The organism is Sabulicella glaciei, assembly GCF_026183895.1.
GTDB classification, from domain to species: domain Bacteria; phylum Pseudomonadota; class Alphaproteobacteria; order Acetobacterales; family Acetobacteraceae; genus Roseococcus; species Roseococcus glaciei.
Genome location: NZ_JAPFQI010000001.1, coordinates 1028006 through 1052233 on the forward strand (window position 1 = coordinate 1028006; position 24228 = coordinate 1052233).

Below are 24228 nucleotides of genomic sequence, written 5' to 3' on the forward strand. Positions count from 1 at the left end.
TGGCGCAACTTTTGCGCCGGCGGCCCGGCAGAGGCACGCCCAGGAGGAAAAGTTCTTGATCGCACGACGCAACCTTCCCGTCATTGCGGGCGGGCTTCTCGCCGCCCCATCCCTCGCCCGCGCGCAGAACGAGACGCTGCGTCAGGGCTTTTCGCCCTCACGCCTCGACCGCTTCGCCCCGGCCATGGCTCGTGAGATCGAGCGCGGCTCCTTTCTAGGCGCCGTGGCGCTGATCGCGCGGAACGGTGAGGTGGTTCACCACCAGGCCTATGGCCACCAGGACATGGCGCGCCAGAAGCCCATGGCGCAGGACAGCATTTTTCTGCTGGCCTCCATGACCAAGCCGCTCACCAGCGTCGCGGCGATGATGCTGGTCGAGGAGGGGCGGCTGTCCCTGCGCGACCCGATCGTGGAGTGGATGCCGGAGCTTCGGAACCTCGTCGTCCACACGCCGCAGGGGGACCAGCCCCTGGCCCGCCCCATCACGGTGCAGGACCTGCTGCGCCATTCCTCCGGCTTCGTTTATGGCGATGCGGCGCCGGAGCGCATCCGCGACCTGTATCGCCAGCACAACATCGAGGCGCGGAACGAACCCCTGGCCGGCGATGAGATGCTGCGCCGTCTGGGCACCATCCCCCTCGCCTTCCAGCCCGGCGAGCGATTCTTCTATTCCATCAGCACCGACGTGCTGGGCCTGCTGCTGGAGCGCGTGGCCGGGGAGCGTCTGGACCGTCTGCTGGAAAGCCGCATCACCGGCCCGCTCGGCATGAAGGACACGGTCTGGTGGGTGGATGATGCCCGCGCGCCGCGTCTCGCCGAGGCACCGGATTCCGATCCGTTGAAGGCCGGTATGTGGGCCTCCTACCGCATCCGCCAGGATCAGTCGGCCAATTCCTACCTCAAGGGCGGCGCCGGAATGGTGGGGACCAGCGCCGATTACCACCGCTTCTGCCAGATTCTGGTGGATGGCGGCAGCTTCGAGGGAAGGCGCTACCTTTCCCCCACCACCATCCGGTACATGATGAGCAACCACATGGTCGGCATGGGCGGGACGCCGGCGGCCAGCACCGGCCCGGGCTACGGCTTCGGGCTGGGCTTCGGCGTGCGCCTCGCGGACGGCATGGGCGTCGCGCCGGGTAGCCCCGGCGATGCGATGTGGGCCGGCGCCTGGGGGACGTCCTTCACCATCGACCGCGCGCAGAACCTTGTCGGCGTGTTCATGGCGCAGGGACCGTCCAACCGCGTCCGCACGCGGATGCTGTTCAAGAACCTCGTCTACGGCTCGCTGGTGGACGAGGGCTGAGACGGGGCGTTGACCGGGCCGGGCGCAGGGCCATCTTCCGTGTCGAGATGAGGAGGAAGCCATGATCCTGCGCCCGTTCGGTGCCCCGCTGGGGATGATGACCTTGGCCCTGGTCGCGAAATGGGCCTTCGCGCTTGGGCTTGGCCTTGGCGCGGCAGCCATGGCGGGGGCCTGCGCGCTGCGTCGCGGGATGGGACGGGGCGATCACAGCGCGTCCGATCCCCTCCATTCGGAGCCCGCCGAAGACGCGGTGACCTGACGGCGCCGGGCTTGCGGCGCCGCACGCAGCGTGCGAGGCGGCGCCCATGACCCAAGATCTTTCCCTGCGCGCCGCATCCCGCTTCGCGGCGCTCGCATTCCTCGGCTCCCTTGTGCTTGCCGCTTCGGCACAGGTGGCCCTGCCGCTCTGGCCGGTGCCGGCGACCATGCAAAGCCTTGCGGTGCTGCTGCTTGGCGCCCTGGGCGGCGGCCGCCTCGCTGCGTCCGCCGTCGCGCTCTACCTGATCGAAGGCGCGATGGGACTGCCGGTCTTCGCGAGTGGCATGGGCGGCCCTGCCGTGCTGGCCGGGCCGACAGCGGGCTACCTGCTCGGCTTCCTGCCTGCGGCTTGGCTGGCCGGGTACGCTGCGCGCGGCACGTGGTGGCGCCAGGGCGCGGCGCTTCTCGCCGCGCATCTCGTGCTTTTCGTGCCGGGCGTTCTGTGGCTCGCGGCCTATGTTGGGATGGAGAAGGCACTCTGGGCCGGCTTCGTCCTGTTCATCCCCGGGACGGCGCTGAAGACGGCGTTGGCTCTGGCTTCGCTGAAGGCGCTGCGGCGCTGAGTGCCCCCGAGCCGAGCGCGAGGTAGGCAAGCCGCTTCATCTCGCGCCGGCTGTGGGTGATGGCCTGCAGGATCAGCCCAACCGCGAAGGACAGCAACGCGGAAAGAATGAGTGCCGAGGCCAGCACCGCCGTCGGCAGGCGGGGCACCAGCCCCGTCTCAATGAACTCGAACACCACCGGCAGGCCGAGACCAAGTGCCACCACCGCCAGCAGCCCGGCGAGGATGGAGAAGAACTCGAAGGGCCGCTCCCGCTGCACCAGCACGCCGATCAGGCGCAGGATCACGAAGCCGTCGCGCCAAGTGGACAGCTTGCTGGTCGAACCTTCGGGCCGTTCGCCATAGGGCGCGGCGATTTCTCCAACCGGCAGGCGGAGCTCCAGCGCGTGGATCATCAGCTCCGTTTCGATCTCGAAACCGGCACTCATTGCAGGGAAGCTCTTCACGAAGCGGCGCGAGAACACCTTGTAGCCGGACAGCATGTCGCGCGTCTGGGTGCCGAAGACGCGGCCGACCAGCCCGGTGAGCACCCGGTTGCCGAAACGGTGGCCGGGCCGATAGGCCCCGCCATGCCCCGTCTCCTCCCGTGCCGCGTTCACCATGTCGAACCGGCCTTCGGCCGCAGCGGCGATCAGAAGTGGCGCGGCGGATGCGTCGTAGGTCGCGTCGCCATCCACCATGACGTACCAGTCCGCCTCGATGTCCGCGAACATGCGGCGGACCACGCTGCCCTTTCCGGGGCGGCTTTCGAAGCGCACCTCCGCCCTGGCCGCTCGGGCCACCTCGGCAGTGCCGTCGGTCGAGTTGTTGTCGTAGACGTAGATCACGGCGCCGGGCAGCGCGGCCCGGAAGCCGCGTACGACTTCGGCCACGGTCAGCGCCTCGTTGTGGCAGGGAACGAGCACGGCGATGCGGGGAGTGGCGGGCGGCATGGAGGATCCTCACGCGGCTTCCGCCGCGAGCCCGATCGCTCTAGGCGAGCGGCCCAGGGGCCGCAAGCCCCGGTGCGCCCCCTACGCGGCGCCCGGATTCCGGCTTATGGGGCGCCCATGTCCGCCTCTCTCCTGCGGCGCGCCGACCGAGTCTGGCCGCTCCTGTTCCTCCTCTGCCTCCTGGCCGGCGGCGGCTTGTCCGTCGCACTGGGGACGGATCGAAACTGGGACTTGCAGAATTATCACCTCTACGCGCCCTTCGCTTGGCTGAACGGCCGGCTGTTCGAGGACGGCGCACCGGCACAGCTGCAAAGCTACTTCAACCCGTTCCTCAGCCTGCCCGTCTATGCGCTCTGGATGGGCCTCCAGGACTGGCCGCGCCTTTATGCCTTCGTGATGGGCCTGCCAGCCGGGGCCTTCGGTTTTCTGGTTGCGCGCATCGCCTGGGCGCATGCCTCGCCGCTCTTCGGACGCGGTGAGGCGGGGCTGACCGCCACCGCGCTCGCTGTCCTTGCGGGGCTGACGGGCGCGGCCGTCCTTCCGGGTGTCGGTCTCAGCGCCAACGATGTCGCAGCTGCCGTGCCGCTCGCCCTATCCTATCTGCTCGTGCTGCGGGAGGCCGAGCGGCGTGACGCGGGGGAACCGCCACGCCTTAGGCGTCTTGCGGTCGCGGGGGCGGCAGCGGGGCTGGCGGCGGGACTCAAGCTGACCACTGTCATCTTCGCCGCGCCGATCGGGGTGATGATCCTCCTCCTGCTCGGGCTGCGCGCGGCGCTGGCGGCAGGCGCGGCGATGGGCGCGGGCTTCCTCCTTTTCTGGGCCCCGCACGCCCTCACCCTGTGGCGCGAGACGGGGAACCCGCTTTTCCCCCTCTACAACCACGTCTTCCGCTCGCCGGACTTCCTGCTGCAAGCCCTCGCGGATGAACGCTTCCTGCCGCGCTCGCGCCTCCAGGCCCTGTTATACCCCTTCTGGTGGCTGAGGCCGACCACGAACCTGGTGACCGAGATTCGGATGCGCGATGCGCGCGTCGCCACCGGCTACATCGCCTTCCTGCTCGCCGTGCCGCTGCTGCTCTGGCGGCGGCCTCCGGGTGGGCGGCGGGCGGTGCTGCTGCTGATGGGCGTGACCGCGATCTCGTACCTCGCCTGGGCACGGATGTTCGGCATCTATCGCTACCTCGTGCTGCTGGAAGCGCTGTCGGTGATGCTGGTGATCGTCGCGCTCGGCCTCGCCTTCGGGCGTCGTCCGGTACCGGCGCTGGCGGTGCTCGGCCTCGTGGTGGGCGTGCTGCTCGGAACGACCGTGCATCCCAACTGGGGCCATGGGCGGCACGAGGCACGTCTCTTCCAGTCCGATCCCATCCCAGTGAAGCCCGGTGCGCTGGTGGTGACGCTCGACTGGGAGCCGCACGCCTATCTCGTGCCCTTCCTGCCTGCCGACGTGCGGGTGTTCGGACTACACACCAACTTCAACAACCCCGACCACGACCACGGCTTGAACCGCCGCATCCGCGCCGCGATCGCGGCCCATGATGGCCCGATCTGGGGTGTCGCGGGGCCGGGCACGCCTGAGGCGGCGCGCGTGGCCGTGTTGCGCGCGCATGGGCTGCAGGAAGCGGGCCCCTGCACCCTGGTCCGGACGAGCCTAGAGCGCGGCGGTCACCTCTTCTGCCCGTTGCGCCGCGCCGGCTAGGCGCCACGCCGCTGAGGGCGCGACCCAGGCCAAGGCACCCGCGACGAACACCGCCTCCACCCCGCCCTCCGGCCGCAGCAGGGCGAGGTCGCCGCGCAGCCCCTCGGCGATGCGGCCTCGGTCGGCAAGGCCGAGGGCGCGCGCCGGGTTCTCCGAGACCAGCGCCCATGCGGCGGCGAGGTCGAGCACGCCGCGCGCGGCCAGGCGGAACGGCGCCTCGGCCAGTGCAAGCCAGTGATAGTCGCTGGCCAGCACGGAAACGAGGCCGCGCTCCGCGAGCGGCGCCGCGCTGGCCCAGCCGAGGTGGCTGCCGCCGCGCACCACGTTGGGCGCGCCCATGACCACCGCCTCCCCCGCTCGCCGCGCCTCCTCCGCCACGGCTTCCGCCATCGGGAACTCGCAGATGGTGGCGCCGAGGCCGCGGAACTGCCGTCGATCCTCCGTCGTGGCGTCATCATGGGAGAGCATGGGGATGCCCGCCCGGCGCGCGGCTTCCGCCATGCGGGCGCGCGAGGCCGGCACCTCGGGACGGCGCGCGGCGGCGCCCAGCGCGAGGCGGCGGAACGCCTCCTCCGTCACCCCGGCACGGCCCGCGTACTTGCCCAACTGCTTTGGGTCGTCCAGCTGCCGAAGGATGCCGGGCGTATGGTCGTTGAAGCCGAGCAGGGCGACGGCACCTTCCTCGATCGCGGCCAGCGCGTAAGGTTCGGCGTCGAGGTTGTCGGCCTCGAAGCGGAGGTGGATGTGCAGATCGGGGCCAAGCGGCGGGTCGCGCAGCGCCGCCAGCAGGTCGCAGAACACGGGCAGTGAGCGCAGCCCCGGCTCCCAGGATAGAGTCACGCCGAGAAAGGCGGTCGTGATCCCGGCGGCGAGGATCTGCGAGGCTGCATCGCGCAAGGCGAAGGCGGCCGGGAAATCCACCCCGGGCCGCGGCTGGAGGCATCGTTCATGCGCGTCGCCGTGGATGTCCACGATGCCCGGCAGGACCAGCAGGCCGCGCGCGTCGAAGCCGCTCCCCCCCGCCCCGGGTACGATCCGCCCATCGGATACGCCGACCTCGCTCACGGACAGCCGTCCGCCGCGAAGCACCGCGCCGCCGCGAATGGTCCAATTCGCCATCAGGCGTCTCCGACGACGAGTTGCGTGCGCCCCGCCGCGTATCGCGTGATCGTCGCATCCACTGGCCGCCCATCGGGATCGACATTCAGCGCCTCGCTCACCAGCACGGGCCGGGCGCGGGACTGGACCAGCAGCATAGCCTCCTCCGCTGTCGGCATCCTGGCCGTGATGCGGGTGACGCGGCGGCGGTAATCCGGCACGCCGGACGCCGCCAGCGCGGCGGTGATGGATGGGTTCTCGCGCAGCTGCGCCGCGATGCGAGGAAACCGGGCGAGCGGGAAATGGTGCGCGCCCAGGGCCACGGGGCGGCCATCCGCCATCGCGATGCGTTCGGCCATCACGACCCGTGCGCCTTTCCGCAGATCCAGCATCTCGCGGATGCGCGGCTCCGGCTCGATCTCCGCGAGGCGGACGAGCTGCCCGGCCGGCTCGCGGTTCTGGGAGCGGATGATCTCGCTGAAGCGGGTGCGCGTGCCGAGCGGGTAGTCGAGCACGTCCTCCGCCACGAAGGAGCCGCGCCCCTGCTCAACCCGCACGAGGCCGCGCGCCTCCAATGACTCCATCGCGCGCCGCAGCGTGTGGCGGTTGACCCCGAACCGCGCCGACAGCTCGGCCTCGGTGGGCAGGCGGTCCCCTGGGGCGTGGATGCCCGAAGTGATGTCAGCTTCGATCCGCCCGGCAATCTGGCGCCAGAGCGCCACGCCCGCCGCGCGGTCAAGCGTCACGGAATCTTCAACCAATTTGGGCGCCCCCCCGGCGAGAACTGCGTTGACCCTACAGAAGCTCCTGTGTAGCTGTCTAGACCAATGGCAACCCGACCCGAATGGATCTCGGTCCTGGCTCGTGCCTCGGCAGAAGAGATCGGAAGCCTCGCAGGCCCGCTCCCCCCCTACCGCAGGCTGCGAGGGCCGGAGACCGGCCTGACCATGCTCCGCGGCCGGGCTGGCGGCGCTGGCGCCGTGTTCAATCTCGGCGAGGCCACCGCGACGCGGTGCACCGTCGCCCTTCCTGACGGAACGCTGGGCCATGGCTGGCGCCTCGGCCGGGACCGCCATGCCGCCGAGGTGGCAGCGGTGATGGATGCCCTGCTGCAAGGGGCCGAAGGCGAGGCGTGGCATGCGCGCGTCGTGGCCCCGCTGGCCGAGGCGCAGCGCGCGGCACGGGAGCAGAAATCCCGCCGTGCCGCAGCAACCGCCGTGCGATTTTCCACCCTCGGGACGATGCGATGAAGCCCGGTTTTCACGACCCCGTGCTGGATGCGCAAGCCTGCTTCCGCGCCGCGATGGAGGCCATGGCCCGTCCCGGCCGCGTGCAGGAGATCGTCCCGCCCGAGGGCATTCCCAATGCGCTGGATCCGGCCGCTGCCGCGCTGCTGCTGACGCTGGTCGACGCCGACACGCCGTTCTGGACCGATGCGGGTGAGGAGACGCGCGGCTGGATCGCCTTTCATTGTGGCGCCCCGCTCGTCCCCCCTGGCGACGCCGCCTTCGCGGTCGTCACGGGTGCCCTTCCCCCGCTTTCCCTGTTCCGCGAAGGCACGGACGAGGCGCCGCAGGACGGCACGACGGTGATCCTCCAGCTTCGGCACCTGGTCCCTGGGGAGGGCTGGCGTCTGTTGGGGCCCGGCATCGAGACGGAGCATCGCCTACGCGTGGACGGGCTGCCCGAGGGCTTTGCCACCTCCTGGGACGCGCGGCGCGCGGCCTTCCCGCGTGGAGTGGACCTGTTCCTGTGCGCCGGCACGCGGTTCGCCGCCCTGCCGCGCACCGTCCGCATCGAGGAGCATGGCTGATGTATGTCGCGGTGAAAGGCGGCGACGCGGCGATCGAGGCGGCGCATCGCTGGCTGGCACATGAGCGGCGTGGCGACACTGCCCTGCCAGAGATCACGGCCGCGCAGCTGCGCGAGCAGATGGCACTGGCCGTGGATCGCGTGATGGCGGAAGGAAGCTGCCTCGACCGCGACCTCGCGGCGTTGGCGCTGAAGCAGTCGCGTGGCGACGCGGTGGAAGCCGCCTTCCTGCTGCGCGCCTACCGCAACACGCTGCCGCGCTTCATGGCGGCCGAACCGCTCGATACCGGGGCGATGCAGGCGCGCCGGCGCATCAGCGCCACCTACAAGGACCTGCCGGGCGGACAGGTCCTGGGGCCGACCTTCGACTACACGCACCGCCTGCTGGATTTCGCGCTGGCCGCGGAGGGCGCCGCGCTTCCCGCGCCCGAGGAGGACGCGGAAGGGACCGGCCCGATGCCGCAGGTCACCGGCTTCCTCGCCGGCGAGGGGCTGATGCGCGAGGAGGTGCCGGAGGAGGGCGGAGCGCCGCCCGACCTGACGCGCGAGCCGCCCTCCTTCCCCGCATCGCGCCCGCTGCGCCTGCAGGCGCTGGCGCGTGGCGACGAGGGCTTCCTGCTCGGCCTCGGCTATTCCACCCAGCGCGGCTACGGCAATGCCCATCCCTTCGTCGCCGAACTGCGCGTCGGCGAGGTGGAGGTTTTGGTCGAGCCGCCGGAACTGGGCTTCGCCATCTCCATCGGTGAGGTGACGGTGACCGAATGTCAGATGGCGACGCAGTTCGCCGGATCGCGCGAGGAGCCGCCGCAATTCACCCGCGGTTACGGGCTCATTCCCGGCCAGAACGAGCGCAAGGCGATGGCGATGGCGCTGGTGGACCGGGCGCTCATGGCGCGGGAGCTGGGCGAGGAGGCCACCGCCCCCGCCCAGGACGAGGAATTCGTCCTGCTCCATTCCGACAACGTGGAGGCGACGGGCTTCGTCGAGCACCTGAAGCTGCCGCACCACGTGGATTTCCAGAGCGAACTGGAAAAGCTCCGTTCCATCCGCCGCCGCTGGGAAGCCGAGCGCATCGCGGCGCGAAAGGAAGCGGCCGAATGAGCGCGGCGGTGCAGGAAGCAGGCGGCTACAACTTCGCCTATCTGGACGAGGCGACGAAGCGGATGATCCGCCGCGCCATCCTCAAGGGCCTCGCCATTCCCGGCCACCAGATCCCCTTCGGCGCGCGCGAGATGCCGCTGCCCTATGGCTGGGGCACGGGCGGCATCCAGGTGACGGCATCGGTCCTTGGTCCGCGCGACCGTCTGAAGGTGATCGACCAGGGCGCGGACGACACCACCAACGCTGTCTCCATCCGCCGTTTCTTCCAGCGCGTCGCGGGGGTGAAGGTGACGACGCGCACGGCGGAGGCGACGGTGATCCAGACGCGCCACCGCATTCCGGAGCGCCCCCTCACCGAAGGACAGGTCCTCGTCTTCCAGGTGCCGATGCCCGAGCCGCTGTTCCGGCTGGAGCCGCGCCTCGCCGAAACGCGGCGCCTCCACGCGCTGGGCGACTATTCCCTCGCGCAGCTTCGCCTCTACGAGGACATCGCGCGGCAGGGGGAGACGGGTTCCTCCTACAATCATCCGGTGATGGTGAACGGGCGCTACCTGATGTCGCCCTCGCCCATCCCCGGCTACGACAATCCGAAGCTTCACCGCAGCGCCGCGATCCTGCTCTTCGGTGCGGGGCGGGAGAAGAAGATCTACGCCGTCCCGCCCTGGACGGAGGTGAGTTCGCTCGATTTCGACGACCACCCCTTCCGGCCGATGCTGGCCGCCGCGCCCTGCGCCTTCTGCGGCAGCCGCGACAGCTACAAGGACGAGATCGTATCCGATGATCGCGGCGGGCGGGTCTTCGTCTGCTCCGACACGGACCATTGCCGGGAGAACCAGCGATGAGCGCCTTGCTGGAAGCCGATGGGCTGCGCCTTCGCTTCGGCGCCGCGCCGGCGCTGGATGGCGTGTCCGTCGCCATCTGGCCCGGCGAGGTGGTGGCGGTGGTGGGCGAAAGCGGCTCCGGCAAGTCCACCCTGCTGCGCGCCTTGTCCGGGCAGATCACGGCCGATGCCGGCACGGTTCATTATGCCGGGCAGGACGTGCTCGCCCTGTCCGAGGCCGGGCGGCGCCGCCTAATGCGGACCGAGTGGGGCTATGTCCACCAGAACGCCCGCGACGGCCTGCGCCTCGGCGTTTCGGCCGGCGGCAATGTCGGCGAGCGCCTGATGGCGGCGGGCGAGCGGCGCTACGACAGCATCCGCGAGGTCGCCGCGCACTGGATGGAGCGGGTGGAACTCGACCCCTCCCGCATGGACGAACCGCCGCGCAACTTCTCCGGCGGGATGCAGCAGCGCCTCCAGATCGCCCGCTGCCTCGTGACCGAGCCGCGTCTCGTCTTCATGGACGAGCCAACCGGGGGGCTCGATGTCTCGGTGCAGGCGCGCCTCCTCGACCTGATCCGCAAGCTGGCGAAGGAGATGGGGCTGGCCGTGTTCCTGGTGACGCACGACATCGCCGCCGCGCGGCTTCTCGCGCACCGCATCCTGGTGATGCGGCGCGGCCAGGTGGTGGAGGAAGGCCTGGCGGACCGCGTGCTGGACGACCCGCGCCACCCCTACACCCAGCTCCTCGTTTCCTCGGTGCTGGCGGCATGACGCTTCTCCTCAAGGCCGAAGGGCTGCGCAAGGGCTTCACCCTGCACCTTCAAGACGGCGTCTCCCTGCCTGTGCTGGAGGGCGAGGCGCTGGAACTCCAAGCGGGCGAGTGCGTCGCGCTATCCGGCCCCTCCGGCGCGGGCAAGTCCACGCTGCTGCGCTGCCTCCAGGGCAATTACGGCGTGGATGCGGGGCATGTCCTCCTGCGCCACCGCGGCGCGATGGTGGATTTCGCCGCCGCAGAGCCGCGCCTCGTGCGCGAGATCCGGGCGGAGACGCTGGGCTACGTCTCGCAGTTCCTTCGCGTCATCCCGCGCGTCCCGGCCCTGGATCTCGTGGTGGAGGCGGGGGTGGAGCGCGAGGCAGCGCGAGCCCTGCTGCGGCGGCTCAACCTGCCCGACCGGCTGCACGGACTTCCCCCGGCCACCTTTTCGGGGGGGGAGCAGCAGCGCGTGAACCTGGCGCGCGGCTTCGGCCCCGCCTATCCAATCCTGCTGCTGGACGAGCCGACCGCCAGCCTGGACGCCGCGAACCGCGAGGTGGTGGTGGGGCTGATCCTGGAGGCCAAGGCACGCGGCGCCGGCATCATCGGCATCTTCCACGACGAGGAGGTGCGGGATCGGGTGGCCGACCGGCTGCACCGGGTCTTGCCCATCGGCCCCACCCCTGCCACCGAGGCGGCATGACCATCTTCACCAATGTGCGCCTCGTCCTGCCGGACGCGGTGATCCAGGGCACGCTCGTGGCCGAGAGCGGACGGATCGTGGACGTCCAGCCGGGCCGCTCCGCCCACCCCTCCGCCGTGGACCTGGAGGGCGACTTCCTCATGCCCGGCATGGTGGACCTGCACACCGACAATCTGGAAAGGCAGGTGCAGCCGCGCGCCAATGCGCGCTGGCCTGCCCGCTCCGCCTTCCTGGCGCATGACGCGCAATGCGCCGCGGCCGGCGTCACCACCGTGCTGGACGCGCTCTGCCTCGGCGACCTGGGCTTCGACCAGGGCCGCGACCAGACCTTCCGCGAGGGGGTGGAGGAAGCGACGGCCCTGGCAGGCAGCGGCGCGCTGCGGGTCGAGCACCTGCTGCATCTGCGCTGCGAATTGCCGGCCCGCGACATGCCGGGGCTGCTGGATTCCGTCGCTGACCATCCACTGGTGGCGATGGCCTCGCTGATGGATCACTCGCCGGGGGTCGGCCAGTATCGCGACCTTGACCGCTACCGCGCCATGCGCGTGCGGCAGACCAAGATGACGGCCTCCGAGGTGGAGCAGCGCATCGCCGAACTCCTGGCACAGCGGGAGCAGACGCTGGAGCCGCAGCGCCGCTTCGCGCTGGACCGGCTTTCCGCGCGTGCCCTGCCCCTGGCGAGCCACGACGACGAGACCAAGGCGCAGGTGACCCGCAATGCCGGCGACGGCATCCGGGTCAGCGAATTCCCGGTGACCATGGAAGCGGCCGAGGCGGCGCGCGACCTCGGGGTCGGGGTGATCGCGGGCGCGCCCAACCTCGTGCGCGGCGGTAGCCATTCAGGCAATGTTGCGGTCATGGACCTGCTGCGCGCCGGCACGGTGACGGCCATCGCCAGCGACTACGTGCCCTCCGCCATGGTGGAGGCCGCCTTCCTGGCCGCGAAGGAAATCGGGCTTCCTGCGGCCATCGCGACCGTCACCTCCGCCCCCGCCCGCATGGCGAAGCTGGAGGATCGGGGCCGGTTGGAAGCGGGGCAGCGCGCCGATCTGGTGCGCGTGCGCGAGCACCGCGGCACCCCCGTGATCCGCGAAACCTGGGTGCGCGGAGAACGCGTCGCATGAGGGTGGCGCTGTACTGGGCGCCGGAATTGGACGACCCGCTGCACCAGGCCGGGTCCACTTGGCTGGGTCGCGATGCGGAGACAGGAGCGCGGCTGGCGCAGCCGGATCTGCCCGGCATCGCGGAATGGACGGAGGCGCCGCGCCTTTACGGCCTGCACGCGACGCTCAAGCCACCCTTTATCCCCGTTCATGGCTGGGATGACTTCCTGGGGGAGGCGCGGCGCGTCGCCGCATCCATCCCGGCCTTCGACCTGCCGCCCCTCATGGTTCGGACCCACAAGGGGTTCCTGGCGCTGCGCGAGGCGGAGCCTTGCCCGCCGCTCCAGGCCCTGGCCGATGCGCTCGTCACCCGGCTTGACCGCCACCGTAGCCCAGCTTCGGAGAAGGAGTTGGAACGCCGCCGCAAATCGGGTCTGACCGAACGCCAGGACCGGCACCTGCGCGACTGGGGGTATCCCTACGTCCTGGAGGATTTCCACTTCCACGTGACGCTGACGCGCCGCCTTTCGAAAGAGGAGGAGGCGCTGATCCGACCGGAAGCCGAGGCACGCGTGGGCGCCGCGGCGAACCGGGCGAGGCGCGTCCGGCAGGTCTGCGTCTTCACGCAGCGCGAGCCGGACGCGCCCTTCCTTATCGCGGAGAGGCTGAGCCTCAGCGCGTAGCCGGGGCGGCGGGCGCGGCCGGTGCCGCAGGGGCGCGTTCGCCCTGCTGGCCACGCTCACCCCGCTCGCCGCGGTGGTGGTGGTGGCCGTGACGCCAGCGCGGCAGTTCATCGCGCGTCACCGCACCGTCGCCGTTCGCGTCCAGCGCCCGGAAGCGGGCGGAGGCGGGAACGCGCATCTCCTCCAGCGTCACCTGGCCATCGCTGTTCGCGTCGAGGGCGCGGAACATGGCGGCGCGGCCCCGCTGCATGCGTTCGGCGCGCTCGGGGCTCGGCTGGCGGGCACCCTCGGGGCTCGGAGCGCGGAGATTGGCGAACTCCTCCTGGCTCAGCCCACCGGAGCGGTCGGCATCGGCCTGGTTGAAGCGATGGGTCACCACGCCCCAGGCCTCGTCAAAGGTCACGCGGCCGTCGCGGTTCGTGTCGAACTGCTCGAACATGCGCTCCATGCCGCGGGGCCCCTTACGCTGGCCCTCGGTCCGCGCCTGGCCCTGCTGAGCCGGAGCGGCATTCTGCTGCGCAAAGGCCGGGAGGCCCACCAGAAGGGCGGCGCCGAGAGCGAAGGCAGCTTTGGACTTCATCGTGCTGTGTCTCCTGTCCGGGCGGGGATGGTCCGCCCTTGAGACGCAAAATGCGCGCCGCGTGTAACCGCCGCGTGGCATCCACGGTGACGAAGTGCAACAGGGATGCCGGGTGTCGGGATTGAACCGACGACCTACCGCTTACAAGGCGGTTGCTCTGCCGCTGAGCTAACCCGGCGCAGCTCTCCCTGTATCGCAGCCGGGCCCCGCTTGCCAGCACGGGGCAATCCCCGCCAGATGCCGCCATGCGCCGCCGCAACGCTCCCCTTCCCGCCAGATCCGCCGCCCTGCCGGAGGAGGGCGTCTGGCTGTGGGGCCTGCACGCCGTATCCGCGGCGCTGCGGAACCCGGCGAGACGCCTGCGCCGCCTCCTTGTCACCCGTGGTGCCGAAGCGGAACTGGCGGAGCGGGCCGAGAGCCCCTGGCGCATCAAGCCGGAATTCGTGGAGCGGGACCGGCTGGACCGCATGCTGGGCGGCGAGGCCATTCACCAGGGCGCCGCCCTGCTGGTCGAGGCGCTGACGCCCCCTGCCCTGCCACAGTTGATGGAACAGACCACCGGACCGGTCCTGGTGCTCGACCAGGTGACGGATCCTCGCAATGTCGGGGCCATCCTGCGCTCCGCCGCCGCCTTCGGCGCGGCCGCCGTCCTCATGCAGGAGCGCCATGCACCCGCCGAGACCGGAACCCTCGCCCGCGCAGCCAGCGGCGCGCTGGAGGTGGTGCCCGTGCTGCGGGAGGTGAACCTTGCCCGTGCCATCGAGTCGCTGAAGCAGGCTGGGCTATGGGTTGTGGGGCTGGAGGCGGCTGGGCCGGTCACGCTGGCGCAATCCGGGCTCGTCGGCCGCCGCGTCGCTCTGGTGCTGGGCGCCGAGGGCGAGGGGTTGCGCCGCCTGACGCGCGAAAGCTGCGACGAGCTGGTGCGGCTGCCGATCCGCCCCGCCATGGAAAGCCTGAACGTCTCGGCCGCCGCCGCGGTGGCCCTTTACGAGCTGGGAAGGGAATGACGATGGATGCTGCCGCCGCGATCCTTGAGGCGCGCCGCGCCAAGCGGGTGCTGACCACGCTGGGCGCCGCCGCGCCCCGCACGCTGGAGGAAGGCTATGCCGCGCAGCGCCGCCTCGCGGAGAAGCTGGGCGCCGTGCCACCTTTCGGCTTCAAGATCGGCGCGACGACGAAGCAGATGCAGGAGTACCTGGGCCTGTCCGGTCCAGTGGCGGGTTTCGTCCCCGCCACTTCCCTGCACCCGGATGGCGCCGCGCTTCGCTTCGGTGATTTCCTGAACCCCGGGGTGGAATGCGAGGTCGGGCTGCGCCTTGCCCGCGACTTGGCGCCCGGCCCGATCAGCCGGGATGAGGCGCTGGAAGCCGTGGCGGAGGTGTTCCCTGCCATCGAAATCGTCGAGCGTCGCTATGGCGATCTTGTGGAGCTAGGGACGCCGACGCTGGTGGCCGACCAGGTCTTCCACGCCGGGGGGGTGCTGGGCAGCGCGCCCGCAAACTGGCGCGACCTCGACCTCGGCGCCATGCGGGGCGAATTGTTCGTGGATGGCGTGTCCAAGGGCGGCGGACACGGACGCGACCTGCTGGGCCACCCGCTCGAGGCGCTGCGCTGGCTGGCCGATTCGCCAGCGGCGCGCGAGTTCGGCGGGCTGCGCGCCGGCCAGGTGGTGTGGCTGGGTAGCGTGACGCCGCCCATTTGGCTGCCCGCCCCAGGCGAGGTGGTGGTGCAGTTCGAAGGATTGGGCAAGGTTTCGGTCCGCTTCAACTGACGGGTCCTCGCGCCTCGCTTTCCTGATCCCCAGCCACGGCCGCCAGCCTCCTCCGGGCTGACGGCCGAAGGCCGGTGCCACTTAACGCATACCCGTGCGCCGGCCATGCAACGCCGGAATGGTCGCAAACTCCGAGCCCCACTGGAAAGAGGACGCCCCTGGTCCTATTTGGAGCGGAGCAAGGAGAGTCCGGTGCTGAAGCTGTCGAGGCTGACCGATTATGGCGTGGTGGTGCTGGCCCGAATGGGCGCGGCCCCATCCCTGCGCCAAAGCGCGCCCGAACTGGCCCACCGCACTGGCTTGGCCGAGCCGACCGTGGCCAAGGTGCTCAAGATCCTGGCCGGGGCCGGGCTGGTCGAGGGCGTGCGCGGCGCGCGCGGCGGCTACGTGCTGGCCCGTCCGCTCGACGCCATTCCGCTTTCCGACGTGATCACCGCCTTTGACGGGCCGATCGCCCTGACCGCCTGCGTCGAGGGCGGCGGGGGCGGCTGCGGCTCCGAGGAACACTGCCCGGTGCGCGGGCGCTGGGATCCGGTGAACCACGCCATCCGCCAAGCCCTGTCCGGCATCACCGTCGCTGACCTGGCGATGCCCGCCCCCATCGCTTTCATCCCCGAGGCCGATCTGCGCCTCGCCGCCGAGTAGGAGCCTTCCATGCCTGCCGTTGCCGAGACCATCGAGACCGTCCAGTCCGTCCAGGAAGGCGGCTACAAGTGGGGTTTCGAGACCGAGATCGAGATGGAGTTCGCCCCCAAGGGGCTGAACGAGGACATCGTCCGCTTCATCTCGAAGAAGAAGAACGAGCCGCAGTGGCTGCTGGATTGGCGGCTGAAGGCCTTCGCCCTGTGGCAGAAGATGGAGGAGCCCGACTGGGCCGGCGTCTCCTACCCGAAGATCGACTACCAGGACGCGTACTACTACGCCGCGCCGGTGAAGAAGGCCGGCCCGAAGTCGCTCGACGAGGTGGATCCGGAGCTGCTGAAGACCTACGCCAAGCTGGGCATCCCGCTGAAGGAGCAGGCGATCCTGGCCGGCGTCGAGGGTGCGGGCGAGAGCCCGGCCGATAGCGGCCGCATGCCCGTCGCCGTCGATGCGGTGTTCGACAGCGTCAGCGTCGCCACCACCTTCCGTGGCGAGCTTGCGAAGCACGGCATCATCTTCTGCTCCATCTCCGAGGCGGTGCAGGAGCATCCGGAGCTGGTGCGCGAATACCTGGGCAGCGTGGTGCCGCAGGGCGACAACTACTTCGCCTGCCTGAACAGCGCCGTCTTTACCGACGGATCCTTCGTGTACATCCCGAAGGGCGTGCGCTGCCCGATGGAGCTGTCCACCTATTTCCGCATCAACGCCAAGAGCACCGGCCAGTTCGAGCGCACGCTGATCATCGCCGATGCGGGCAGCCACGTGTCCTACCTGGAAGGCTGCACGGCGCCGCAGCGCGACGAGAACCAGCTTCACGCCGCGGTGGTCGAGCTGGTCGCGATGGACGATGCGACCATCAAGTATTCCACGGTGCAGAACTGGTACCCCGGCGACGCCGAGGGCAAGGGCGGCATCTACAACTTCGTGACCAAGCGCGGCGCCTGCCGTGGGGCTCGGAGCAAGATCTCCTGGACGCAGGTGGAGACCGGCTCGGCTGTCACCTGGAAGTACCCGTCCTGCATCCTGCTGGGCGACGACAGCGTGGGCGAGTTCTACTCGGTCGCGGTGACGAACAACTTCCAGCAGGCCGACACCGGCACGAAGATGTTCCACATCGGCCGCAACACGAAGTCCACCATCGTGTCCAAGGGCATCTCCGCCGGCCGCAGCCAGAACACCTATCGTGGCCTGGTGAAGATCAGCCCGAAGGCGCAGGGCGCGCGCAACTTCACCCAGTGCGACTCCCTGCTGATCGGCGACCAGTGCGGAGCGCACACCGTGCCCTACATCGAGAATCGCTGCGTCACGGCGAAGGTAGAGCACGAGGCCACGACCTCGCGCATCGCCGAGGACCAGCTCTTCTACTGCCGCGCGCGCGGGCTGAACGAGGAGGAGGCCGTGGGCCTCATCGTCAACGGCTTCTGCCGCGAGGTGCTGAAGGAGCTGCCGATGGAGTTCGCCGTGGAGGCGCAGAAGCTGCTGGCGATCAGCCTTGAGGGGAGCGTGGGCTAATGTTGCGTATCGAAGGGCTGACCGCCGAGATCGAGGGCAAGCAGATCCTCAAGGGGATCGACCTCGAGGTTCCGAAGGGCGAGATCCACGCCATCATGGGCCCCAACGGCTCTGGCAAGTCCACGCTGTCCTACGTGCTGTCGGGGCGCGAGGGCTATGACATCACCGGCGGCTCCGTCACCTGGAACGGTCAGGACCTGCTGGCGATGGAGCCGGAGGAGCGCGCGGCCGCTGGCCTGTTCCTCGCCTTCCAGTATCCGGTCGAGCTGCCGGGCGTGGGCAACGCCAACTTCCTCCGCACCGCGCTGAACGCGCAGCGTCGCGCGCGCGGCGAGAAGGAAGTGGACGCCATGGCCTTCCTGAAGCTGGCGCGCGAGAAGCTGAAGCAGCTCCAGATGTCTGACGAGATGCTGAAGCGCAACGTCAATGTCGGCTTCTCGGGCGGCGAGAAGAAGCGCAACGAGGTGCTTCAGATGGCCCTGATGAACCCGTCCATGGCCATCCTGGACGAGACCGACAGTGGTCTCGACATCGACGCGCTGCGCATCGTCTCGGAAGGCGTGAACGCGTTGCGCGGCCCGGATTTCTCGGCGCTGGTCATCACCCACTACCAGCGCCTGCTGAACTACATCGTTCCCGACCGGGTCCATGTGCTGATGGGCGGACGCATCGTCCGCTCCGGCGGCAAGGAGCTGGCGGAGGAGCTGGAGGCGCAGGGCTACGGCCAGGCGAGCGCGGCATGAATGCAGTCACCGGAGGCGCTGGCGGCTTCCTTTCCCGCTTCGAAGGGCTCCGCGACCGGCTTCCCGGCGCGTCGCTGGAGCGCGTGCGCGCCCTACGCGAGGCGGGCGCCGCCACCTTGCGCGCGAAGGGACTGCCCGGACGTCGCGTGGAGGAATGGCGCTACACGGACCTCGCCCCCGTGGCGCAGGCGCATTTCACCGAGGCGCTGACCGCGGTGGGCGAAAGCCCTGCCCTGCCCGCCGCCCGGGCGCCGAACCGCATCGTCTTTGTGGACGGGAGGCTGGCCGAGCACCTTTCGCAGCTTCCGCCCCATGCCGCGCCGCTTGCCGCGCGGCTGGAGGCAGCGCAGGAACTGCTGGCGGAGGATGGCGGCCTGCCGCTGGTCGGGCTGAACGCGATGATGTTCGAGGACGGGCTGTTCCTCGATCTGCCTGAGGGGGCCGACGCCGGAACGGTGGAGGTGCTAAACCTCGCCGCCCATGGCGAGCGGCCCATCGCCTTTCACCCGCGCCATGTCATCCGCCTGGCGCCAGGCGCGAAGCTGACCATCGTGGAGACGAGCACCGGTCCTGCCGGGGCAGCCTATCTGCACAACCCGGTCTACGACATCCGCGTGGCCGAGGGCGCTTCCTTCACCCATGTGCGCGTGCAGCGTGAGGGCCGCGCGGCCTTCCAGCTCAGTACCATTCGCGCCCGCGTGGCGGCGGGCGGCACCTATGACAACTTTACCTTGAATGCTGGCGGGCGTCTCGTGCGGAACGAGATCCATGTCGTGCTGGAGGGACCCAAGGCGGCGGCGCACATGAACGGCGCCCAGCTTGTCGCGGATGGGCAGCACGCGGACACGACCACCTTCCTCGACCATGCCGCGCCGGATTGCCCCAGCCGCCAGACCGTGAAGACCGTGCTCGCCGGGAAGTCGCGCGGCGTTTTCCAGGGCAAGATCCTGGTGCGGCAGGCGGCGCAGCGCACAGATGGCTACCAGATGAACCAGGCCCTCCTGCTGAGCGAAGAGGCGGAGATCGACGCCAAGCCGCAGCTGGAGATCTACGCCGACGACGTGAAGTGCTCGCACGGGGCCACGGTCGGCGCGCTCGACCCGGAGCAGCTTTTCTACCTGCGCGCCCGCGGCATCCCGGCGGAGGAGGCCCGAGCCATCCTCGTCCAGGCCTTCCTGACCGAGGCGGTGGAGGGCGTGACGGATCCCATTGCCCAGGCAGCGCTGGAAGAGGCCGTGTCGGGTTGGTGGGAGCGGGAGGCCGCCTGATGGACCTCGCCCTCGCCCCGCTCGACGTGCAGCGCATCCGGCAGGATTTCCCGATCCTGTCGCAGACGGTGCGCGGCCGTCCGCTCGTCTTCCTGGACAGCGGCGCCTCTGCCCAGAAGCCGCGCCAGGTGATGGACGCCATGCGCGCCTGCATGGAAACGGCCTACGCGAACGTGCATCGCGGCGCTTACCACCTGAGCGAGGTGGCGACGGAGAACCATGAGGCGTCGCGCGAGGCGGCACGTCGCTTCCTCAACGCGGCGCGGGTGGAGGAGATCATCCTCACCGGCGGCTCCACCTCCGCGATCAACCTCGTCGCGCATTCCTTCGGACGGGGCATGCTCAAGCCCGGCCAGCGCGTGCTGGTGTCGGAGATGGAGCACCATGCCAACCTCGTTCCCTGGCAGATGCTGCGGGATGACGGGCGCGGGATCGGCCTCGGCTTCATCCGCATCACGGACGCGGGGGAGCTGGACCTCGACTCCCTCCACGCGGAGCTGCGGAAGGGCGATGTCGGCCTTGTCGCGGTCACGCACATGTCCAACGTGCTGGGCACGGTGACGCCGGCTGGGGCCATCGCCCGCATGGCGCATGAGCACGGCGCGCGGGTGCTGTTCGACGGCTCCCAGGCCGCGGTGCATCGCCGCGTGGACGTGCAGGCGCTGGACGCCGATTTCTACGCCTTCACCGGCCACAAGCTCTACGGCCCCACCGGCATCGGCGTGCTCTACGCCAAGCACGAGCTGCTGGAGGCGATGCCGCCCTTCCTCGGCGGCGGCGACATGATCGAGACGGTGACGCTGGAGCGCTCGACCTGGGCCGCGCCGCCGGCGCGCTTCGAGGCCGGCACCCCGCCCATCATCGAAGCCGCCGGCATGAAGGCCGCCATCGAGTATGTCGAAGCCATCGGCATGGAGGCGATGGAGGCGCATGAGCGGTCGCTCGTCGACCACGCGATGCGCGTCCTGCCGGAGGTCGAGGGGCTGACCCTGGTCGGGAGCGCGCAGGATCGCGGCGGCGTCTTCTCCTTCTCGCTGGACGCGGCGCACCCGCACGACCTCTCCACCTTCGTGGACCGGCGCGGCATCTGCATCCGCGCCGGCCGCCATTGCGCCGAGCCGCTGCACGAGCGGCTGGGGCTGGAGAGCGGGTCGGCCCGGGCCAGCTTCGGCCTCTATACCACCCATGGCGAGATCGATGCCCTGGCCGAGGCGCTGCGCGAGGCGCGGCGGTTCTTTGCGTGAGCGACCTGCTGGAACTTTACCCGCCCGAGATCCGCGACCACGCGCGGAAGCCGCGCAACCGACGCCGCCTGGAATGCGTGGACGCCACGGCGCGCGGCGACAACCCGCTCTGTGGCGACCGGGTCGAAGTGTTCCTGCGGCTGGAGGATGGGCGGATCGCCGAAGCGTCCTTTCTGGGGCGCGGCTGCGACGTGTCGCAGGCCAGCGCCTCCATGCTGACAGGCGCGGTGGGCGGGCTCGGCTCCAAGGCCGCGCTCGACCTTTCGGAAAAGGTGCGGGAAATGGCGCGGATCGGCACCGTGCCGGATGGCGAACGGTTCGAGGTGCTACGCAGCCTCGCGGGCGCCGCGAAGTTTCCCAGTCGAGTGAAGTGCGCCACCCTCGCCTGGGTGACGCTGGAGGCCGCGCTTCGAGGTGGCCAGGAGGCGAGCAGTGAGTGAAACGCACGGGACCTGGACGCCCGAAGGGGAAGTGAACCCGGCCCTTCGCGAGGAAGCGGTGATCGAGGCGCTGAAGACCGTCTTCGACCCCGAGATCCCGGTGGACATCTTCGAGCTTGGCCTTGTCTACGCCATTGAACTCGCCGACGACGGCGAGGTGAAGGTGGAGATGACGCTGACCACCCCTTCTTGCCCTTCGGCGCAGGAACTGCCTGCCATGGCGGAAGAGGCGGTGCGACAGGTCCCTGGCGTCGCGGGCTGCAAGGTCGAGGTCGTCTGGGACCCGCCCTGGGACCAGTCACGCATGAGCGAGGACGCGCGCCTCGCCCTGAACATGTATTGACGAGGAGGCTGGACGCGATGGCCACCGCCGAAACCCCCACCAAGACCAGGCGCGAATTGCCGCCGCTGATGCGGCTTTCCGAGGCTGCCGCTGAAAGGCTGCGCGCGCTCTACGGCAAGGCCGAGGAGGGCAAGCTGCTGCGGATCGGGGTCAAGACCAAGGGCTGCTCCGGCATGGCCTATGACCTTGATTTCGTGGATGCGCCCGGGCCGGGCGACGAGGTGGTGAAGGACAAGGGCCTCACCATCCTCGTGGACCGCAAGGCATCGCTCTACCTGATCGGCACGGTCATGGACTACGAGATGAAACCGATGAGCGCGGGCTTCACCTTCGTGAACCCGAACGAGAAGGGCCGCTGCGGCTGCGGCGAATCCTTCCACGTGTGACCGAGGGGCGGCGCTATGCCGCCTCCGGCTCCTTCCGCCGCAGCGCGCGGTCCAGCGCGGCCGACAATTCCTCCGGCTGATAGGGCTTGGGCAGGATCTCGACGCCATCGGGCGGCGATGTCCGGCTGAGCTGCTCGCTGTAGCCGGTGGTCAGCAGCACCGGCAGGCTCGGCCAGGATTCCCGCGCGATCCGGGCCAGTTCCATCCCGCCGACTCCGCCCGGCATCACCACGTCCGAGAACACGACATCCGGCATCATCCCGGACCTGAGCAGGGACAGCGCCTCCTCCGCGCTCCTCACGTGGCGGGTGATGTAGCCGCGCTCCTCCAGCAGCGACACCGCGAGGGTCCCGACCTCGACATTGTCCTCGACCACGAGGATCGTCCCGCGCCTGGCGGAGTTCGGCGCGGCGGATACCGGTCTGGCGGCGGCCGCCTCCTCAAGGGCGCGCGGCAGGACCAGGGAAACAGCGGTCCCCTCCCCCACCTCGCTGCGGATTGAAAGGTCGCCGCCCGACTGGCGCACGAAGCCGAGCACCTGCGGCAGGCCGAGCCCCGTGCCGTACCCCGTGGGCTTGGTGGTGAAGAAGGGTTCCAGCACGCGGTCCAGCAGGTGCTGCGGGATACCCTGGCCGGTGTCCCGCACGACGATGCACACGTACTCGCCGGCCGGGCGCTCGCCCTCCTTGTCCAGCGTCGCGTTGCGCGCCTCGATGGTCACGACCCCGCCATCCGGCATTGCGTCGCGCCCGTTCACGGCGAGGTTCAGGATCGCCACCTCCAGCTGCCCGGGATCCACCTTGGCGAGCCAGAGGTCAGGCTCGATCGACGTCCGGACCTCAATGCCGGAGCCGAGGGTACGGCGCAGAAGCTCGGACATGCCGGAAAGCCGTTCCGCCACGTCCACCACCTCGGGATGCAACGCCTGCCGTCGCGCGAAGGCGAGAAGGCGCCCCGTGAGGTCCCGCGCGCTGCGCCCGGCCTGGATCATCCCGTCCAGGATTGCCTCCCGCTTCGCCCCGGCGATACTTGGCTGACGCAGCAGCGCGGCCCCGCTGGTCACGACCTGCAGCAGGTTGTTGAAGTCGTGCGCGACCGCACCGGTGAGGTGGCCAAGCGCAGCCAGCTTTTCGGCCTGGCGCGCCTCCTCCTCGGCCCGACGCCGCTGGCGCGCGACCTGGAGCAGGGCAGCGGTCCGCTCCTCGACCAGGCGTTCCAGCTCCTGCCGGTCGCGCTCCAGCACGGCCTGGGCGGCTCGGGCCTGGGTGACGTCCTGGCAGACCCCCACCATCCGCGTCGGCGGGAGTTGGGCGGCGCGAAGCGCCATGACCCGCTCAACGCCATCCTGTCGGCGCACGCGGAACTCGGCGACGAACGGGCCGCCTTCCTTCATGGCGGGCCGCAAGGCGGCGCGAAGCGGGGAAAGATCCTCGGAATGGACGAAATCCTGCCAGCGCCGCGCCGCGGACTCGCGCGCAGCGGGCGGCAGGCCCAGCAGCGCCCCCATCGTCTCGTCCCACTGGACCTGGCCGGTCGCGAAATCCACCTCCCAGGTGCCGAGCCCGGCGGCCTCCAGCGCAATGTGCAACCGCGTCTCGCCCACGCGCAGCGCTGCCTCGGCTGCCGCACGCTCGGCGCTCAGCATGGCGGCGCGCGCCTCGCTCTCGCGGAGCGCCACCGCGGCCTCGCGCTGCGCCAGGGCGCTGAAGCGCCGGTCGAACAGCGCCGCCAGCAGCGACAGGAAGAGGATCAGCGCAGTCGTGCTCCCGACGCCAAGCGCCAGAGAGGCCTGCTCCAGGCCGGTGGCGCCATCGGGGCGCCCGTGGCCCGCCGGCAGCACCCAGGTCGCCGCCGCCATCGCGGTGTAGTGCATTCCTGCCACGGCGAGGCCCATCACCACGGCCGCCCCCAACTTCGGCGCAGGGGCGGTTTCGTGCAGGGAAAGCCATAGCGCCACGGTCGCCGCCACCACCGCGACCAGCAGGGACACCGCCACCAGAACCGGGTCGTAGTGCAGCACTGCGCCCGAATGCATCGCCGCCATGCCGGTGTAGTGCATGGTCGCGATGCTGATGCCGACCACGATCCCGGCGCTGACCACCCAGCGTGTCCGCCCGGCTCCTCGCCGGACGAGGCCGAAGCCGAACCCTGTCACGATGATCGGCAGCACGAGCGAGAACAGGGTCAGCCACGGGTCGAAGGTGATCGGAACTGGCAGGGTGAACGCCAGCATGGCCACGAAGTGCATCGCCCAGATGCCGCCGCCCATGGCAACCGCCGCCGCCCCGGTCCAGAGCCGAACGCCCCAGCCATGGGCCGCGCGCACCCGGCCCGCGAGGTCCAGCGCGGTGAAGGAGGCGAGGATGGCGATTCCAACCGACAAGGCCACGAGGGCCGGGTCATGGTGGCCGCCGAGGACCTCGCCGAGTTCGTGCAGATTCCCGTGCAATGATTTTCAGGGCCTTGATTACG

27 protein-coding genes and 1 tRNA gene are annotated in these 24228 nt (G+C 70.2%); 22 read left to right on the forward strand and 6 right to left on the reverse strand.

All coding sequences use genetic code 11. The annotated features are described in order from the left end of the window. The first annotated feature begins 55 nt into the window (after positions 1 to 55). From OF850_RS04780 to OF850_RS04790, 3 genes are all read left to right on the forward strand, one after another. Positions 56 to 1303 (forward strand): serine hydrolase domain-containing protein, encoded by a 1248-nt coding sequence (locus OF850_RS04780; protein WP_301588723.1) that lies wholly within the window; start codon positions 56 to 58, stop codon positions 1301 to 1303. A gap of 61 nt (positions 1304 to 1364) precedes the next feature. Further along, the gene (locus OF850_RS04785) at positions 1365 to 1562 is read left to right on the forward strand and encodes a hypothetical protein (protein WP_301588725.1); all 198 of its coding nucleotides are present in this window, start codon (positions 1365 to 1367) and stop codon (positions 1560 to 1562) included. Positions 1563 to 1608: 46 nt separating this feature from the next. Then, on the forward strand, positions 1609 to 2124 hold the full coding sequence (locus tag OF850_RS04790; protein ID WP_301588726.1) for a biotin transporter BioY: 516 nt from the start codon (positions 1609 to 1611) through the stop codon (positions 2122 to 2124). On the opposite strand, the gene OF850_RS04795 is transcribed toward OF850_RS04790, so the two are convergent. Beyond that, positions 2060 to 3055: a glycosyltransferase family 2 protein gene (locus OF850_RS04795; protein ID WP_301588728.1), complete on the reverse strand. Its 996-nt coding sequence runs from the start codon at positions 3053 to 3055 to the stop codon at positions 2060 to 2062. The two genes, OF850_RS04790 and OF850_RS04795, sit on opposite strands and share 65 nt — an antisense overlap. A 117-nt stretch (positions 3056 to 3172) precedes the next feature. Here OF850_RS04795 and OF850_RS04800 point away from each other — a divergent pair, with 117 nt between their 5' ends. Next, the gene (locus OF850_RS04800; RefSeq protein ID WP_301588730.1) at positions 3173 to 4750 is read left to right on the forward strand and encodes a hypothetical protein; all 1578 of its coding nucleotides are present in this window, start codon (positions 3173 to 3175) and stop codon (positions 4748 to 4750) included. On the opposite strand, the gene OF850_RS04805 is transcribed toward OF850_RS04800, so the two are convergent. Then, positions 4703 to 5869 (reverse strand): alpha-D-ribose 1-methylphosphonate 5-triphosphate diphosphatase, encoded by a 1167-nt coding sequence (locus OF850_RS04805; protein WP_301588731.1) that lies wholly within the window; start codon positions 5867 to 5869, stop codon positions 4703 to 4705. The two genes, OF850_RS04800 and OF850_RS04805, sit on opposite strands and share 48 nt — an antisense overlap. Then, positions 5869 to 6594: a phosphonate metabolism transcriptional regulator PhnF gene (gene phnF / locus OF850_RS04810; RefSeq protein WP_301588733.1), complete on the reverse strand. Its 726-nt coding sequence runs from the start codon at positions 6592 to 6594 to the stop codon at positions 5869 to 5871. The genes OF850_RS04805 and phnF overlap by 1 nt, the downstream gene beginning before the upstream one ends. Before the next feature lie 81 nt (positions 6595 to 6675). On the opposite strand from phnF, the gene phnG reads away from it, so the two are divergent. Genes phnG through OF850_RS04850 form a run of 8 tightly spaced genes read left to right on the forward strand, consistent with a single transcriptional unit; the run spans position 6676 to position 12827 of the window. Further along, positions 6676 to 7098, forward strand: coding sequence for a phosphonate C-P lyase system protein PhnG (gene phnG, locus OF850_RS04815; protein ID WP_301588734.1), 423 nt, complete (start codon positions 6676 to 6678; stop codon positions 7096 to 7098). Then, the gene (gene phnH / locus OF850_RS04820; RefSeq protein ID WP_301588735.1) at positions 7095 to 7661 is read left to right on the forward strand and encodes a phosphonate C-P lyase system protein PhnH; all 567 of its coding nucleotides are present in this window, start codon (positions 7095 to 7097) and stop codon (positions 7659 to 7661) included. Before phnG ends, phnH begins: the two co-directional genes overlap by 4 nt. Then, positions 7661 to 8761 carry a carbon-phosphorus lyase complex subunit PhnI gene (locus tag OF850_RS04825; RefSeq protein WP_301588737.1) on the forward strand — a complete coding sequence of 367 codons (1101 nt, stop codon included), beginning with the start codon at positions 7661 to 7663 and terminating at the stop codon, positions 8759 to 8761. Before phnH ends, OF850_RS04825 begins: the two co-directional genes overlap by 1 nt. Then, a complete protein-coding gene (locus tag OF850_RS04830; RefSeq protein WP_301588738.1) occupies positions 8758 to 9603 on the forward strand; it encodes an alpha-D-ribose 1-methylphosphonate 5-phosphate C-P-lyase PhnJ in 846 nt (281 codons plus the stop codon). The genes OF850_RS04825 and OF850_RS04830 overlap by 4 nt, the downstream gene beginning before the upstream one ends. Beyond that, positions 9600 to 10355 carry a phosphonate C-P lyase system protein PhnK gene (gene phnK, locus OF850_RS04835; RefSeq protein ID WP_301588739.1) on the forward strand — a complete coding sequence of 252 codons (756 nt, stop codon included), beginning with the start codon at positions 9600 to 9602 and terminating at the stop codon, positions 10353 to 10355. The genes OF850_RS04830 and phnK overlap by 4 nt, the downstream gene beginning before the upstream one ends. After that, complete coding sequence (gene phnL / locus OF850_RS04840) at positions 10352 to 11041, forward strand: phosphonate C-P lyase system protein PhnL (RefSeq protein WP_301588740.1); 690 nt, start codon at positions 10352 to 10354, stop codon at positions 11039 to 11041. Before phnK ends, phnL begins: the two co-directional genes overlap by 4 nt. After that, complete coding sequence (locus OF850_RS04845) at positions 11038 to 12165, forward strand: alpha-D-ribose 1-methylphosphonate 5-triphosphate diphosphatase (RefSeq protein ID WP_301588741.1); 1128 nt, start codon at positions 11038 to 11040, stop codon at positions 12163 to 12165. Before phnL ends, OF850_RS04845 begins: the two co-directional genes overlap by 4 nt. Continuing rightward, positions 12162 to 12827 (forward strand): DUF1045 domain-containing protein, encoded by a 666-nt coding sequence (locus tag OF850_RS04850; protein ID WP_301588742.1) that lies wholly within the window; start codon positions 12162 to 12164, stop codon positions 12825 to 12827. The genes OF850_RS04845 and OF850_RS04850 overlap by 4 nt, the downstream gene beginning before the upstream one ends. Here OF850_RS04850 and OF850_RS04855 read toward each other — a convergent pair. Both OF850_RS04855 and OF850_RS04860 read right to left on the reverse strand, forming a co-directional pair. Further along, a complete protein-coding gene (locus OF850_RS04855) occupies positions 12817 to 13407 on the reverse strand; it encodes an EF-hand domain-containing protein (protein WP_301588743.1) in 591 nt (196 codons plus the stop codon). The genes OF850_RS04850 and OF850_RS04855 overlap by 11 nt on opposite strands. Before the next feature lie 106 nt (positions 13408 to 13513). Further along, positions 13514 to 13585: transfer RNA gene (locus tag OF850_RS04860), tRNA-Thr, on the reverse strand. 67 nt (positions 13586 to 13652) lie between these two features. Between OF850_RS04860 and rlmB the strand changes: the two genes are divergently transcribed. The 10 genes from rlmB to OF850_RS04910 all read left to right on the forward strand — a co-directional run bounded on the left by rlmB (position 13653) and on the right by OF850_RS04910 (position 21756). Beyond that, positions 13653 to 14414, forward strand: coding sequence for a 23S rRNA (guanosine(2251)-2'-O)-methyltransferase RlmB (gene rlmB, locus OF850_RS04865; protein WP_301588744.1), 762 nt, complete (start codon positions 13653 to 13655; stop codon positions 14412 to 14414). After that, positions 14411 to 15178, forward strand: a complete 768-nt coding sequence (locus OF850_RS04870) for a 2-keto-4-pentenoate hydratase (RefSeq protein WP_301588746.1) — start codon at positions 14411 to 14413, stop codon at positions 15176 to 15178. The genes rlmB and OF850_RS04870 overlap by 4 nt, the downstream gene beginning before the upstream one ends. Positions 15179 to 15370: 192 nt before the next feature. After that, positions 15371 to 15823: an SUF system Fe-S cluster assembly regulator gene (locus OF850_RS04875; protein WP_301588748.1), complete on the forward strand. Its 453-nt coding sequence runs from the start codon at positions 15371 to 15373 to the stop codon at positions 15821 to 15823. 9 nt (positions 15824 to 15832) lie between these two features. Then, positions 15833 to 17332: a Fe-S cluster assembly protein SufB gene (gene sufB / locus OF850_RS04880; protein WP_301588749.1), complete on the forward strand. Its 1500-nt coding sequence runs from the start codon at positions 15833 to 15835 to the stop codon at positions 17330 to 17332. Then, complete coding sequence (gene sufC / locus OF850_RS04885) at positions 17332 to 18075, forward strand: Fe-S cluster assembly ATPase SufC (RefSeq protein WP_301588750.1); 744 nt, start codon at positions 17332 to 17334, stop codon at positions 18073 to 18075. The genes sufB and sufC overlap by 1 nt, the downstream gene beginning before the upstream one ends. Continuing rightward, positions 18072 to 19343 carry a Fe-S cluster assembly protein SufD gene (gene sufD, locus OF850_RS04890; RefSeq protein ID WP_301588751.1) on the forward strand — a complete coding sequence of 424 codons (1272 nt, stop codon included), beginning with the start codon at positions 18072 to 18074 and terminating at the stop codon, positions 19341 to 19343. Before sufC ends, sufD begins: the two co-directional genes overlap by 4 nt. Further along, positions 19343 to 20587, forward strand: a complete 1245-nt coding sequence (locus OF850_RS04895) for an aminotransferase class V-fold PLP-dependent enzyme (protein WP_301588752.1) — start codon at positions 19343 to 19345, stop codon at positions 20585 to 20587. The genes sufD and OF850_RS04895 overlap by 1 nt, the downstream gene beginning before the upstream one ends. Then, positions 20584 to 21027 (forward strand): Fe-S cluster assembly sulfur transfer protein SufU, encoded by a 444-nt coding sequence (gene sufU / locus OF850_RS04900; RefSeq protein WP_301588753.1) that lies wholly within the window; start codon positions 20584 to 20586, stop codon positions 21025 to 21027. The genes OF850_RS04895 and sufU overlap by 4 nt, the downstream gene beginning before the upstream one ends. After that, positions 21020 to 21370, forward strand: a complete 351-nt coding sequence (locus OF850_RS04905) for an SUF system Fe-S cluster assembly protein (RefSeq protein WP_301588754.1) — start codon at positions 21020 to 21022, stop codon at positions 21368 to 21370. The genes sufU and OF850_RS04905 overlap by 8 nt, the downstream gene beginning before the upstream one ends. Before the next feature lie 17 nt (positions 21371 to 21387). Next, complete coding sequence (locus OF850_RS04910; RefSeq protein WP_301588755.1) at positions 21388 to 21756, forward strand: HesB/IscA family protein; 369 nt, start codon at positions 21388 to 21390, stop codon at positions 21754 to 21756. Positions 21757 to 21769: 13 nt separating this feature from the next. Here OF850_RS04910 and OF850_RS04915 read toward each other — a convergent pair whose 3' ends face one another. Then, on the reverse strand, positions 21770 to 24205 hold the full coding sequence (locus tag OF850_RS04915) for an MHYT domain-containing protein (protein ID WP_301588756.1): 2436 nt from the start codon (positions 24203 to 24205) through the stop codon (positions 21770 to 21772). Positions 24206 to 24228: the final 23 nt, after the last annotated feature.